Origin of the sequence: Flavobacterium hungaricum, from assembly GCF_015182285.1 — a bacterium.
Classification (GTDB): domain Bacteria; phylum Bacteroidota; class Bacteroidia; order Flavobacteriales; family Flavobacteriaceae; genus Flavobacterium; species Flavobacterium hungaricum.
The window spans coordinates 588328-601708 of record NZ_PRDM01000001.1 but is presented as its reverse complement, the minus strand read 5'-3'; the positions used below and the strand labels follow the sequence as shown (position 1 = coordinate 601708).

10 protein-coding genes are annotated in these 13381 nt (G+C 34.2%); 2 read left to right on the top strand and 8 right to left on the bottom strand.

Annotated features, from left to right (window positions below):
* Positions 1-35: 35 nt before the first annotated feature.
* The 3 genes from C4F50_RS02515 to C4F50_RS02505 are packed head-to-tail and all read right to left on the bottom strand — an operon-like array spanning position 36 to position 4151.
* Positions 36-1322, bottom strand: a complete 1287-nt coding sequence (locus C4F50_RS02515) for a glycosyltransferase family 4 protein (RefSeq protein WP_193844850.1) — start codon at positions 1320-1322, stop codon at positions 36-38.
* 17 nt (positions 1323-1339) lie between these two features.
* Positions 1340-3799, bottom strand: coding sequence for a YfhO family protein (locus C4F50_RS02510; RefSeq protein WP_193844849.1), 2460 nt, complete (start codon positions 3797-3799; stop codon positions 1340-1342).
* Positions 3800-3851: 52 nt separating this feature from the next.
* Positions 3852-4151, bottom strand: a complete 300-nt coding sequence (locus C4F50_RS02505) for a DUF4834 family protein (protein WP_193844848.1) — start codon at positions 4149-4151, stop codon at positions 3852-3854.
* 123 nt (positions 4152-4274) lie between these two features.
* On the opposite strand from C4F50_RS02505, the gene C4F50_RS02500 reads away from it, so the two are divergent.
* Both C4F50_RS02500 and C4F50_RS02495 read left to right on the top strand, forming a co-directional pair.
* On the top strand, positions 4275-5252 hold the full coding sequence (locus tag C4F50_RS02500) for a transporter (RefSeq protein ID WP_193844847.1): 978 nt from the start codon (positions 4275-4277) through the stop codon (positions 5250-5252).
* Between the two features lie 54 nt (positions 5253-5306).
* Positions 5307-6425 carry a GTP cyclohydrolase gene (locus C4F50_RS02495; RefSeq protein WP_193844846.1) on the top strand — a complete coding sequence of 373 codons (1119 nt, stop codon included), beginning with the start codon at positions 5307-5309 and terminating at the stop codon, positions 6423-6425.
* Positions 6426-6724: 299 nt separating this feature from the next.
* On the opposite strand, the gene C4F50_RS02490 is transcribed toward C4F50_RS02495, so the two are convergent.
* The 5 genes from C4F50_RS02490 to C4F50_RS02470 form a co-directional block, all read right to left on the bottom strand.
* Positions 6725-7201 carry a hypothetical protein gene (locus C4F50_RS02490; protein ID WP_193844845.1) on the bottom strand — a complete coding sequence of 159 codons (477 nt, stop codon included), beginning with the start codon at positions 7199-7201 and terminating at the stop codon, positions 6725-6727.
* A 123-nt stretch (positions 7202-7324) separates the two neighbouring features.
* A complete protein-coding gene (gene capB / locus C4F50_RS02485) occupies positions 7325-8587 on the bottom strand; it encodes a cysteate-C-fatty acyltransferase (protein ID WP_193844844.1) in 1263 nt (420 codons plus the stop codon).
* 382 nt (positions 8588-8969) lie between these two features.
* Positions 8970-10121 carry a hypothetical protein gene (locus C4F50_RS02480; RefSeq protein WP_348536970.1) on the bottom strand — a complete coding sequence of 384 codons (1152 nt, stop codon included), beginning with the start codon at positions 10119-10121 and terminating at the stop codon, positions 8970-8972.
* Between the two features lie 240 nt (positions 10122-10361).
* Positions 10362-11093, bottom strand: coding sequence for an iron-sulfur cluster repair di-iron protein (gene ric / locus C4F50_RS02475; RefSeq protein WP_193844842.1), 732 nt, complete (start codon positions 11091-11093; stop codon positions 10362-10364).
* A gap of 26 nt (positions 11094-11119) precedes the next feature.
* Complete coding sequence (locus C4F50_RS02470; RefSeq protein ID WP_193844841.1) at positions 11120-13363, bottom strand: nitric-oxide reductase large subunit; 2244 nt, start codon at positions 13361-13363, stop codon at positions 11120-11122.
* Between the last annotated feature and the right edge of the window lie 18 nt (positions 13364-13381).

Here is a 13381-nt window from a genome sequence, read left to right as displayed (position 1 = left end):
GAATTTAGATTTTAGAGTTTAGATTACGCAAGCTGTTATCCGTTAATCAACTGAACTAATTGTTTGGTCAGGTTTTTTCGCGAATATTGCTGTAAACCAATACCATGCGATTGTAATTTCCCTTCCAGAAACTGATTAAAAAAGTCCAAAATTACACTTTTTAATCTCGCCTTTTCAGAATAATCAAAAAATACTCCTGTATTAGTCTGGGTTACAATATCGGCAAAGTCAGAACCTTGAGGTCCGATCGCGATTATAGGGCGGTTTGAAACCATATATTCGAACAATTTACCCGGAATAATACTTTTAGTGTCTTCCGAATTAATTTCGATTAAAAGCAACACCTGTGATTTTCTTTGATGCGCCACAGCTTCTTTATGAGAAACGTATCCTAAAAGATTTAAATACTCTTTTAATTGATGTTCTTGTATGGCGTCCAAAACTTCCTGACTTACGGCTCCAATCAATTTAATTTCTAAATGCGATTTAAACTCTGGAACTTCCTGTAAAAGTTCTGTCAAAATTTCCCATAAGAACGGCGGATTTCTATCGGATAAGAACGAACCAATATGAGCCAGAGTAAACTTAGTATCTAAAGTTTGTTTCTCTACCGTTTCTACATCATAACCGTTTGTAATCACCGTAATAGGTTTATTGGTGATAGCTTCAAATTCTGTTTTTGTAGTTTTACTGGTTACAATAATTTTGTCAGCTGCATTTAAAACTTGATGTTCTAAGGCTTTATGTTTTTTTGCTGCGTAAGAAGATAATCTAAGTGCTTTATGATACCCAATTGTAGTCCACGGATCGCGAAAATCTGCAAACCATTTTACATTTAATTTTTTCTGTAATTCTAAACCAATTAAGTGCAGACTGTGCGGTGGTCCAGAAGTTACAATAGTATCAATATTATTTTCCTGAATGTATTTTTCTAAATAAGAAACAGATGGTTTTACCCAAAAGACTCTTGCGTCTGGAATAAAAAGATTGCCTCGAACCCATAGAAAAGTCTTGTCTAAAAAAGTCTGTTTTTTCTTTTGCGGAAAAATCCCAGAACTGATTTTCTTGGTCTTATTTTTGGAAAAAACAGAAGCCAATTGATAAGGCTCCCAAATTTTGTTCTTTAAAACAATTACGTTATCTGATATTTCACCAGCCAAACCTTCGTCAACAATAGGATAAGTTGGGTTTTCTGGAACATAAACAATAGGCTGTACACCAAATTCTGGCAGATATTTTACAAATTTCAGCCAGCGCTGTACGCCAGGACCTCCAGCAGGCGGAAAATAATAGGTAATTATTAAAAGTTTTTTTTGTTCCAAGAAAATTGGTTTAATATTTAATTCTGAGTAGCTGTTTTGTTTTTTTCTGAATCCTTGCGATAGAACTTTTCAAAATAAATACCTCCAGCCAAAAGCAATAACATTGCGATAGAACTTATCAAAGTAATTGTTCCTCCAGTTTTAACAACCTGAGGCTCAAATTTAAATTCAATCTTATGCTTTCCGCTTGGAATTTCCATAGCTCTTAAAACATAATCTACAGGGAAATGGTTCGTCAATTTTCCATCGATATAAGCATTCCATCCATTTTTATAGTATATTTCAGAGAATACTGCCAAAGCATCTTTTTGAGTATCTGCTTGGTATTTGATATAATTTGGCTTGTACTCGACAACTTTAATGGTTCCCGTTGTATCCCATACTTTCTTTGCACGTGCGTTTTCAAATTTACTTTCGTTCTCATGAACATTAAAAACGGCTACTTCTTTGGTATCAAGCGTATTCAATGCTTTCATTACATCGTCTGCTTTGTTTACCAATTTAACAGCGCTTACAAACCATGCATTTCCATTAGCATCTGGATTTACGGTTGGAATCTCTTTTCCTTCCTTATCTGTTTGGATTACGTACTTAACGTTTAACATATTAAGCACTTCCAGATTATTTTTGGCAATTTGATAATCAAACAATTGCTGCATTCTTCTAGGTTTAGCAGCATGATAACCTCCAATTGAATTATGGAAATAAGAAGCTCTTGCGCTGGACATGTTCCCGTTTATTTCAAAAACTCTGTAGTGAGTTGTATCTTGTAAAATCTGAGCGTCTGCTGGTGTTTCCTGAAACGGTGCTGCAATTTGAACCGGGCTCACAAAGTCTTTTCCTGAAACATATTTTTTATCCACAAAAAACAAATCAAAAATCATCAGAATACCCACAATAATTAAGGTCGTGTTCTGAGAGAATTTGTTTTTAATAAACAACCATAAAATTCCAAAAGTAACTAGAATAAAGAAGCCAGAACGCAATAAGTCTGCGTAATACATCGTCATTCGATCTTCTTTTAACGCGTCAACAAAACCTGGTCCGTAACTCTCTAAAAAGTATTGATCATTAGATCCTGTAAAATGGAAAAAGCCTTTTGCTATAACCAAAATAATAAGTACTCCTAAACCAAAAACTCCTGTCTGTACAAGCGCTTTCTGTTGTAATTTTGGTTCGTCTTTTGCTTTAAAAAAGGATTGTAATCCCATAACGGCTAAAACTGGGAAGCATAATTCTAAAATAACCTGTATAGACGAAACAGCTCTGAATTTATCGTACATCGGAACGTAATCGATAAAAAAGTCTGTTAAGAATGAGAAATTTTTTCCCCAAGATAAAATCAGAGAAAATAGAGCTCCTCCAAGGAAAACGTATTTTATTTTTCTGTCGTCAATAAACAACGCTAAAACTCCCAAAAAGAAAACCACTACTCCAATATAAGCCGGAGCCGCAACAATTGGCTGGTCTCCCCAATAAGTAGGCATTCCGGAAACAAAATCTTTTGCATTAGATTCTGGAACTCCCTGCCCAATCATAAACTGGTACATACTACTGTCTGTACCCACATTTTCATGATTAGAACCACCAAAAAGTCTTGGCGCAATTAGATTAAAACTTTCTGCAATTCCGTAACTGTATTCTGTGATATATTCTCGGCTTAAAGCATTCTCGTTTTCTTTTTTTGTCCCGTCAGGATTATAAGTCAATTCACTGTTGCTTCTTGTACTGAATTTAGCATATTCGTTGGTTGCTAATAAATTTCCAGCATTTGCGCCAATAGCAAATATTCCTGCCGTAAGTAAAACTCCTATCGAAATTAAAAGCGGTTTGTATTCTTTGTCTTTTATAAAAGTGAAAGCAAAATAACCTGAAAGTATTAATAAAAAAATCAATAAATAATAGGTCATCTGGAAGTGGTTGGCATTAACTTCTAACGCAACCGCAAACATGGTGAGCAAACCTCCCCAAATATATTTTTTCTGAAAAACCAGTATAAAACCGGCAATAACCAATGGCATATATGCAATGGCATGCGCTTTTGCATTGTGACCGACACCTAAAATTATGATTAAATAGGTAGAAAAACCAAAAGCAAGGGCTCCGATAAAAGCTTTAAGCGGATCTGTCTTTAAAACCAATAATAAGCCGTAAAAGCCTAGAAAATATAAAAACAGATAATCTGCAGGTCTTGGAAGAAAACGCAGTACATCATCAATTTTACCTACAAAATCATTTGGATAATGAGCTCCCAGCTGATAGGTAGGCATACCGCCAAAAGCCGAATTGGTCCAATAAGGTTCTGTATGTTCCGCAGCTCTAAAATCATTCTGCTCTTTTGCCATTCCGGTATATTGTGCGATATCGGACTGAAAAATCTGTTTTCCCTGAAGAACAGGATAAAAATAAATTAATGAAACAAAAATAAAGCCCAAGATTGCAAGGGCATGCGGATAGAACTTATTTACTATTTTCAATTTTGGCTGGTTTGGGTTAAATGATGAATCCTTTATTTTTCAGGATACAAATCTAATCTATTTCTTCGTAATCAACGTAATCTCCAATCTTTTTGGTCTCACGCGGTTTTTTGGCATTGGCCGTATCAATGATTATTTCATCATTAGTATTAGTACGGGTACTCTGCCAAGAATTAGCTTGATTATATTGTCGGTATTGCTGTTGTTGTCTGTCAAAATTCTCTCCAGCTTTTTCTACTGCCTTCTTTACCAATACCGGCAGAAAGATTCTAGCTAAAAATTTAAAAATATAATAAAAAGCTATAACCCACATGATGGTTTTAAACAAACCTGAAAATGATGCTTCTTGCATAACTGTATAATTTTTTCCAAAATTAATAAATCCGTTCTTTAAAAATAAAATATCAATCTTAAATAAATAATAAAATATGTACATTTGAAATGCGTTATTACTTTTTAACCCAAAAAAAAATTTATGTTCAAAATTAAAAACTTACTTGCCCCGGTACTTTTTTTTATTCCACAACTGTTTTTTGCACAATATACAGACGTTATCAATTCTAACCGTCCCGGCGAAACCATGTCGGCTTTCAGCGTTGGAAAAAACGTTATTCAAGCCGAATTTGGTATTTACGGTATCAAAGAAAAACACGATTTATTAGATTATGATGCCAGCGGTCTTGGAACCGACTTGACCATTAGATACGGTGCATTTCTTGAAAAACTGGAGTTTATTGCTGATTTTCAATATCAAATGGAAAACTTTGACACTCCTTATACAAGCTACAAAAAGAACAATTTCAGACAGACTGTTTTAGGAGCTAAATATCTAATTTACGATCCTTTTAAAAATTACAAGAGAGCCAAAAATATTTACAGCTGGAAAGCCAACTACACTTTTGACTGGCATTCTTTGATCCCTGCGGTTTCTATATTTGCGGGTGCCAACTTTGTCGGAGCAGATAATCCGTATTATTTTTCAAAAGATGGTGCCATTTCTCCAAAAGTAGTCTTAATCACTCAAAACCTTTTTGGTGGAGGAAAATGGGTTTTTGTCACTAATATTATCGCAGATTATATCTCTACAGATTACCCAAGTTACGGATATGTCTTAACTTTGACCCACGGTTTTAATGATAAATGGTCTGGTTTTGTAGAAACTCAAGGATTTAAAAGTGACTTTTACAGCGACAACATTGTTCGCGGCGGCGCTGCTTATTTATTAAGTGCCAATATGCAGGTTGATGCTTCTGTTAGTACTAACTTTAAAAACACTCCTTCTATTCTATATGGCGGCGTAGGTGTTTCCTGGCGCTATGACGGCTGGTATAAAGAAAAAATGTCGGCTATGAAAGCTGATAAAAAAGCCAAAAAGAACAAGGATAATCAAATGGAGCAAAGAGAAACCGATTATCAGGAACAAGAAAGAAAAAGAAAATCAAAATACGAATAACATTTAACCAAAATTCTTCTAATACATTTTGAAGAGTTTTACATCCGATCTTAGATGATTACAATTAAAGAAGCCAAAAGCAAAAAAGAATTAACTGAATACATCAAATTCCCTTTTTCACTGTATGAGGGCAGTCCGTATTGGGTACCGCCTATCATTTCAGACGAACTAGAGTCTTTTGACAAAACAAAAAATCCTGCTTTTGATAATGCCGAGGCGTATTTTTATATGGCTTACAAAGACAATAAAATTGTTGGACGTATTACGGCAATCATCAATTGGTCTGAAGTAAATAATCAGCATAAAAGAAAAGTACGTTTTGGCTGGTTTGATGTAATTGATGATATTGAAGTTACGAAAGCATTATTGGAAAAAGTGTTTGAATTAGGAAGAAAACACAATCTAGAACACGCAGAAGGCCCAATGGGATTCTCTAATTTAGACAAAGTCGGCTTGTTAACCGAGGGTTATGACCAAGTAGGAACGATGATTACATGGTACAATCACCCGTATTATGTAACGCATTTAGAACAGCTGGGTTTTCAGGTTGAAAAACAATATATCGAAAGTATATTTCCTTTTTCAAATGTAAAACCAGAGTTTTTTCAAAAAGCACAGGCTTTGATAAAAAAACGTTACGAATTAAAAGCGCTTACTTTTACCAAAACTAAAGACATTATGCCTCACGTAGACAAAATGTTCGATTTGTTTAATGAATCTTATGAAAAACTAGCCTCATTTGTCGCTATTTCAGACGTTCAGAAAGAATATTTCAAGAAAAAATACATTAGTTTTATCAATCCAGAATACATCAAATTTGTGGTAGATAAAGACGATAAACTGGTTGCTTTTAGTATTGTAATGCCAAGTTTTACAGAAGCTTTGCAAAAAATAAAGGGAAAACTATTTCCATTTGGATTCCTTCACCTTTTAAGAGCCAGAAAACATAGTAAAGATGTTGTATTCTACCTAATCGGCGTTCATCCAGAATACCAAAACAAAGGTGTTACTGCTATTATTTTTGATGAATATTACAAAACTTTTTCGGCAAAAGGAATTCAAACTTGTATTAGAACTCCAGAATTGCTGGAAAACAATGCCATTCATCTACTTTGGAAAAACTTTGATCCCACAATTCACTGCCAAAGAAAAACATATTTGAAAAATCTTTAAAAAAGTGGTCAGTTGGCAGTTTTTAGTATTCAGTTTTAGTCTTAACGAATTATTATAATTTTACTTTTAAATATTAAACGCAAAGCACGCAAGGATTTTTAATCAATATTAAGCTCATAAAGTTCGCAAAGCTGGATACACAAAGCTTTGCGAACTTTTATATTTTATACAACAAACTAATAATTTTTAAAAATCCTTGTGTGCTTTGCGTTTAAATTTTAGCTTACTTAAATTTAAAAAAAATCCATTCGTCCCCAAAACGAATGGATTTTTTAGATATCACTTTTAGTTATACTTAGTTATTCTTTACAATCTACTTTACTAAGTATATTTTTTTGATCAAATTTTAGTTTTGATTTATCTTTAAAAGTGATTTTATTATTTGCTTCTACAGTTTCACCGTATCCTTCTATAAAAGTAGCATCTCTATTTAGAAAAGCTACCTCACGAACAGAAGAAACACCTTCTGATGTAAAGGTATATTCTGCAATCAGCGTATCTCCTTTCATGTTTCCGACCAAGATACCTTCATTCTTATCTTTTTCTGAATAATTGTAACTTAAAGTTCCATTTACTTCTTGATGTGAATTTACATTGAAACTTAAATCGACAAAATTATTATTGCCGGAATAACTGTAACATTGTTTTCCAGATGGCTCTTCAATAGTTGCTTTTGCTGGTGCGGTCGGAGTAATTTCTCCTGTAACAGGGTCTTGTTTTTTGCAGGCTGTCGTAACAGCCAAAATCATTAGTGTTAGTGCGAATACTTTTTTCATAATCCTTAGCTTTAGTGTTTTCGAATTATAAATTTACTTCAAATAAAAAAAAATCCATTCGTATAACAAATGGATTTTTTTACATAATTCCCATTAAACATGAGAATCTATTTTATTGAAAGATTAAGCATCTAAATCAACCGTTGTACGGCTCGCAATTTCTTTATAAGTACCGTTCTCTAATTTTTCACGGATAGCTTCAAAAGCACTTAACGTTTCATCGATATCAGCAATTGTATGTGAAGTCGTTGGGATCATTCTTAACAAAATAATACCTTTTGGAATTACCGGGTAAATTACGATTGACAAGAAAATACCATAGTTTTCTCTTAAATCGTTTACCATCACCATAGCTTCTGGAACACTTCCTTCTAAATAAACCGGTGTTACACAAGTATTTGTATCTCCGATATTGAAGTTTCTAGAACGAAGTCCGTTTTGTAATGCATTTACATTCTCCCATAATTTATCTTTTAATTCTGGGTGATTACGCAATAATTCTAAACGTTTCAAAGATCCAATTGTCTGAATCATTGGTAACGCTTTTGCAAACATTTGCGAACGTAAATTGTATTTTAAATAATCTATAATGTCTTTATCTGCAGCAATAAATGCTCCAATATTTGCCATAGATTTAGCAAAAGTAGAGAAATAAACATCAATTTGATCTTGTACTCCCTGCTCCTCACCTGCTCCAGCACCTGTTTTACCAAGTGTACCAAAACCGTGTGCGTCGTCTACTAATAGTCTAAAATTATATTTTTGTTTAAGAGCAACAATTTCTTTTAATTTTCCTTGTTGTCCGCGCATTCCAAAAACACCTTCGGTAATAAATAAGATACCTCCTCCAGTTTCAAGTGCCATTTTAGTAGCACGCTGCAGGTTTTTCTCCATACTTTCAAGATCATTATGCTTGTAAGTAAAACGTTTACCCATATGCAGACGAACTCCGTCAATAATACAAGCGTGAGCATCTACATCATAAACAATAATATCATTTTTAGTTACCAAAGCGTCAATAGTAGAAACCATTCCTTGGTATCCGAAGTTTAATAAATAAGCTGATTCTTTCATCACAAAAGCCGCCAATTCATTTTCTAGTTGTTCGTGGTATTTTGTATGACCAGACATCATACGAGCACCCATTGGGTAAGCTGCGCCATACTCCGCCGCGGCATCAATATCTGCCTGACGTACTTCTGGATGATTCGCCAATCCTAAATAGTCATTTATACTCCAGTTCAAAATGTTTTTTCCACCAAACTGCATTCTAGGTCCTAGTTCTCCCTCTAATTTAGGGAATACAAAATAACCTTCTGCCTGTGAAGCCCATTTTCCTAATGGTCCTTTATTGTTTTGAATTCTTTCGAATAAATCTTTTACCATAATATATGAAGTAATAATTTTCTTTTAATCAGGGAGCAAAAATAATAATTATTATTCTAAAATGCAGAGTGTCATTTATTTTTATTAAAAAATAATCAACATCCATTTTTTAACAAGCTTTACCTTTTAGATTTGAGTTTGTTAAATATCAAAATCAGGATTTCTTTAATGACATAATATGATTTTTATCACAGTAAAAAATAAGACAGTCTTTTATTTTTGTCCTTAATTAAAACCAACAAAAATAATCCTATGAAAGAAGAGCAGCATTTCAATGAAGGTGCTATTGTTCTTATAACTTCTGTAACTAACCGCTGTAAAAAGAAACAGTAAAATATAAAGCGTAACATTTTGATTTAGGAGAAAAACAAGAGGAGATTTTTTAGGAATGGGTCGACTCTTGTTTTTTGTTTATTATCGATACCATTATCAAAAGTAATCCCAATACAAGTAAGGCACTAAAAACAAAAATACTGTGGTAATAGCCCGAAATCATTCCTTTTTCAAAATACAAAAGACTTCCCTGAAAAAACAATAAGACCTCTGTTGCTAGATATCCTAATATAAAACATACTGTGCCTATTTTTAATGTTTTAGAATGAGCGGCAAGTATTTTATTCTGAAGTAAAATTCCAAACAAAAATCCGGTTATGATCCCCAAAGTAGTTAAATGAATAAATCCGATTACAAAATTTCGAATTTGATGGGAAACCTCCGCCAAATCTGGAATAATAGTCAGTAATTGAATTGCTATTTTTAAAAATAAAGAACATAAAGCCAATCCATATACCGTTTTAGCAGCTTTGTCTAAAGTACTTTTAAAATGACTCCATTGCGGCTGCAGCATTTTATAAAAATAAATAAATGCGCCCAGCTGAATTAAAACTCCCAAACCATTGATACAGCTCAACAAATCATTTTCTATATACCATCTGATCGGAAAAGAAACCGTTAAGATAGTCGAAATGATCAGCAAGAAGTAAAACCTCTGAAATTTCATTTCATTTATTTTATCTTGAAATTGTTTTAAAAACAAAGCTAAAACTGCTGCTATAAACCAGCCGTTAAACTGAAAATGCAGAAAAAACTGAATTGCTATCTGATATACGGCACTCTGTTTTCCTAATGTACTCACTGCGGGTCCTAAACACCAGACTCCCAAAGTAGACAAAATCATAAACAAAACAGAAGAAAGCAAAAGTTGATGCGACGGAGATTTATCTTTGAGGCTGTCTTTCCACACCAGTCTGCAAAAAACGTAACTCAAAACTATATGCATCGTAGAAAAAAAAATCGAAAACAATGCATATCCCTGAATTGGAAAGGCAATCATCATTCCGATAACCGAAAATTCTGTCAGCCAGAACAAACGATTGTATATTGATTTTTGACTTTTTTCTTTTGGGATAAAAAAATGAACAATCAATACATAAACAATCAAGTAAACCCAGCCGAGCATTGCCACATGAGAATGTGCATGAAGCAGGAAACTGTAGTTTATAAAATTTAAAGGAAAAAGATACATCAATCTCATTAACAATCCGAATAGACAGGCAATCAGAAAATTAAAAAAACAGCAGAGTATCCAGCTTTTTTGCAGCGACATAATGTGTATTTTATTTATTTTATCCACGAATTGCAAGAATTAGTGTAATTTATGAAATTTGCGGTAAAAAAATTAATCCCTTATTTCTCGAGATAAAAAGCACCGACAATTATCGTTTTGGGATATTTCATCGGTGCTTTTCCAACTATTAAACTAACCTTTAGTCTATTATTCTACTGCAACAAAATCTTTTTCAAGAAGAACAGCTTTTGGAAATAGAATGTTATTCTCTAAATGAATGTGTTTGTGCAAATCTTCTTCAAACTCTTTCAGCATAGCAAACGTTACTCTATAAGTAGTGCAAGCATCTGCCGGAGGCGTATAATTATTTGTTAGAGCTGCAATTTCTCTAAAACGTTCTCCTTCATTATCGTGTTCGTTCATCATCATAGCGATTGGATTTGAAACTGTTCCAAATGAAGGCTGTGCTAAAATTCCGTCTGATCCTTTGGTTTTGACCATTCTCTTTACAAACGGAAACAAAACCAATTCTTCTTTCTTCATATGTTGTGATAATTCTCCGGCACAGCCAATAAACAACTCATTGATTCTGAACAATTCTGGATGACCTCCACCATGAACTTTACATAGTTTATCTAAAAACGGAAGTAAAACATTTGTTTTTTCTTCTACATAGCGGTGATGTGTTTTTTCTACATAATCTGCCAGTAAATCCAAAGGCCAGGAATTAAAATCAATGTTTCCGCTGTTTTCAGACTGTAAAACTTCATTTATATTTTGCAGCAAGACGTCTGCATCAATTTGTTGTTTTTCGCATACTTCGGTTACCGTTCTGTTTCCTTTGCAGCAAAAATCAATTTTATATTTAGAAAATACCGCAGCCGTTCTAAAGTCATCAGCTACAAATGATCCGATTGTTTTGTTTTTTAAATTTTCCATAATAATTGAATTTTATATCTTGTTTTTTATTCTTTTCTGTTTTTATTTTTTAGCGTAAGCTCAAATACAAACCATGCCATTGTAATAAACCCTATTCCGAAAATAGAATCACCAATTGCACGAAGCCATTTTAAAGTAATCATTTCGGGCTGCTGCATTAATTCTGACGAACGCGCGTACCACATTCCGTGATTGATGCTTTCTATTGCCTGCCAGACTCCAATTGGCAGTAAGCTTAAAATTGCCATTAGAAACAAACCTATATTCAGAGACCAAAAAGTAATTTGAAGCAGTTTGGTATTCCAACTTACATTTCTGTATAAACTTCTTAATACGAATAACACCAAACCAATACCGAGCATTCCGTAAACTCCAAACAAAGCAGTATGTCCGTGCAATGGTGTTGTATTTAAACCTTGCACATAATAAAGTGCTATTGGGGGATTGATAATAAATCCGAAGATTCCAGCTCCTAGGAAATTCCAAAATGCTACCGAAATCATAAAATAGATCGGCCATTTATAATCAGCAATCCATTGCGTCGATTTTGAAATTTTATAATTCTGATAAGCTTCAAAACCTATTAAAGTCAGCGGCACCACTTCTAAGGCGCTAAAAGTCGCTCCTAAAGCCATAATTGCTGTGGGCGTTCCTGAAAAATACAAGTGGTGAAATGTTCCCAAGATTCCTCCAGCCATAAAGATTATAGTCGCAAATAATACATTTAGTGTTGCGGTTTTGGTTTTTAATAATCCTAATCGAACAAACAAAAATGCGATCACTACTGTTGCAAAAACCTCAAAGAATCCTTCAACCCAAAGATGCACAACCCACCATCTCCAATATTCTGCAATGGCTAAGTTGGTTTGTCTTCCCCACATTAAGCCGGCTCCGTAAAACATAGCGATAGCACTGCAAGAAACTAAGAACAAAATAATTAAGTTTTTTTCTTCTGTTTTTTTCTTTAAAACAGGCAGCAGCGGACGAAACATTAAAGCCAGCCATAAAAACAATCCGACTAAGAGAAAAATCTGCCAGAAGCGACCTAAATCAACATATTCGTACCCTTGATGGCCAAACCAAAAATTTTGAACCAAATTCAGCTTCTGCATAACACCAAACCATTGTCCAGCCATTGAACCTAAAACAATTATCAACAAGGCCACAAACAAAAAGTTAATACCAAAGCATTGAAATTTAGGATCTTTGCCCGAAACTGCTGGAGCGATATATAATCCTGTTGCGAGCCATGCCGTTGCGATCCAGAAAATAGCCAATTGTGTATGCCAGGTTCGCGTTACGGCATAAGGCAGAATTTGATCGATTGGAATTCCGTAAAGACCGTTTCCTTCTACACCATAATGTGCCGTAATGATTCCGAAAATCATTTGTAAAACCATAAGCAGACTCACAATCCAGAAATATTTTGTCACCAAACCCATCGAACGTGTTTTGCCCTGCTTGATTATAGGATCTTCTTGAGGAAGCGGAAATTCTTCTTCTTCTCCTGATTTTGCATGATAAAAAACCAGAACTCCAATACTCAAAATAAGCAGAATAATACTTACTCCAGACCAAGCCAAAAGTTCTGTGGTTGCAACGTTTCCAACCAATTCATCTGACGGCCAGTTGTGTGTATACGAAATGGTATTATCTGGACGATTTGTTACTGTTGCCCAAGTTGCCCAAAAGAAAAAAGCATTCATTTTATGCATTTTCTCGACATCTTTAACCGCATTTTTAGGAATCGCATATTCTTCTCGTAACTTGTCAAACTGCGTATCGTTTGTAAAAAGACCTTTATAATAGCCGCTTAAGTTTTGGATTGCTGCCAAGCGGTTTTCAGAAATGGTAAGAATGCCCGTTTCTGCATTGTAGCGATTCGTTCTCACATCTTTCTGCAAACGAACTTTTAAAGCCGATTGTTTTTCAGCATCCAAATCTTCAAACTTTTTATTAAAATCTTTTTGAGAATAAAGATCTAATATAAAAACAGCCTCTCTATGCAGCCAGTCTGCGGTCCAATCGGGAGCTACATAAGCACCATGCCCCCAGATAGAACCCACTTCTTGTCCTCCTATACTCTGCCAAATATTTTGTCCGTCTTTAATTTCTTCTTCAGAAAAAACAATTTTTCCTGAATCTGTAACAATCTGCTTCGGTACAGGCGGTGCCTGCTGATAAATCTCGTAACCATAATAACCTAATACAGTAAAGGATATAGTCATTACCAAAGCAAAGACTATCCATAATTTTTTTTCGTTTTTCATTTCTCTTGGGGGATAAAT

Bases quoted from the DNA above. Each gene is read 5' to 3' on its own strand.
- C4F50_RS02505 (WP_193844848.1), bottom strand. From the start codon at position 4,151: ATGCAAGAAGCATCATTTTCAGGTTTGTTTAAAACCATCATGTGGGTT.
- C4F50_RS02500 (WP_193844847.1), top strand. From the start codon at position 4,275: ATGTTCAAAATTAAAAACTTACTTGCCCCGGTACTTTTTTTTATTCCA.
- C4F50_RS02495 (WP_193844846.1), top strand. From the start codon at position 5,307: ATGATTACAATTAAAGAAGCCAAAAGCAAAAAAGAATTAACTGAATAC.
- C4F50_RS02490 (WP_193844845.1), bottom strand. From the start codon at position 7,201: ATGAAAAAAGTATTCGCACTAACACTAATGATTTTGGCTGTTACGACA.
- capB (WP_193844844.1), bottom strand. From the start codon at position 8,587: ATGGTAAAAGATTTATTCGAAAGAATTCAAAACAATAAAGGACCATTA.
- C4F50_RS02480 (WP_348536970.1), bottom strand. From the start codon at position 10,121: ATGAGATTGATGTATCTTTTTCCTTTAAATTTTATAAACTACAGTTTC.
- ric (WP_193844842.1), bottom strand. From the start codon at position 11,093: ATGGAAAATTTAAAAAACAAAACAATCGGATCATTTGTAGCTGATGAC.
- C4F50_RS02470 (WP_193844841.1), bottom strand. From the start codon at position 13,363: ATGAAAAACGAAAAAAAATTATGGATAGTCTTTGCTTTGGTAATGACT.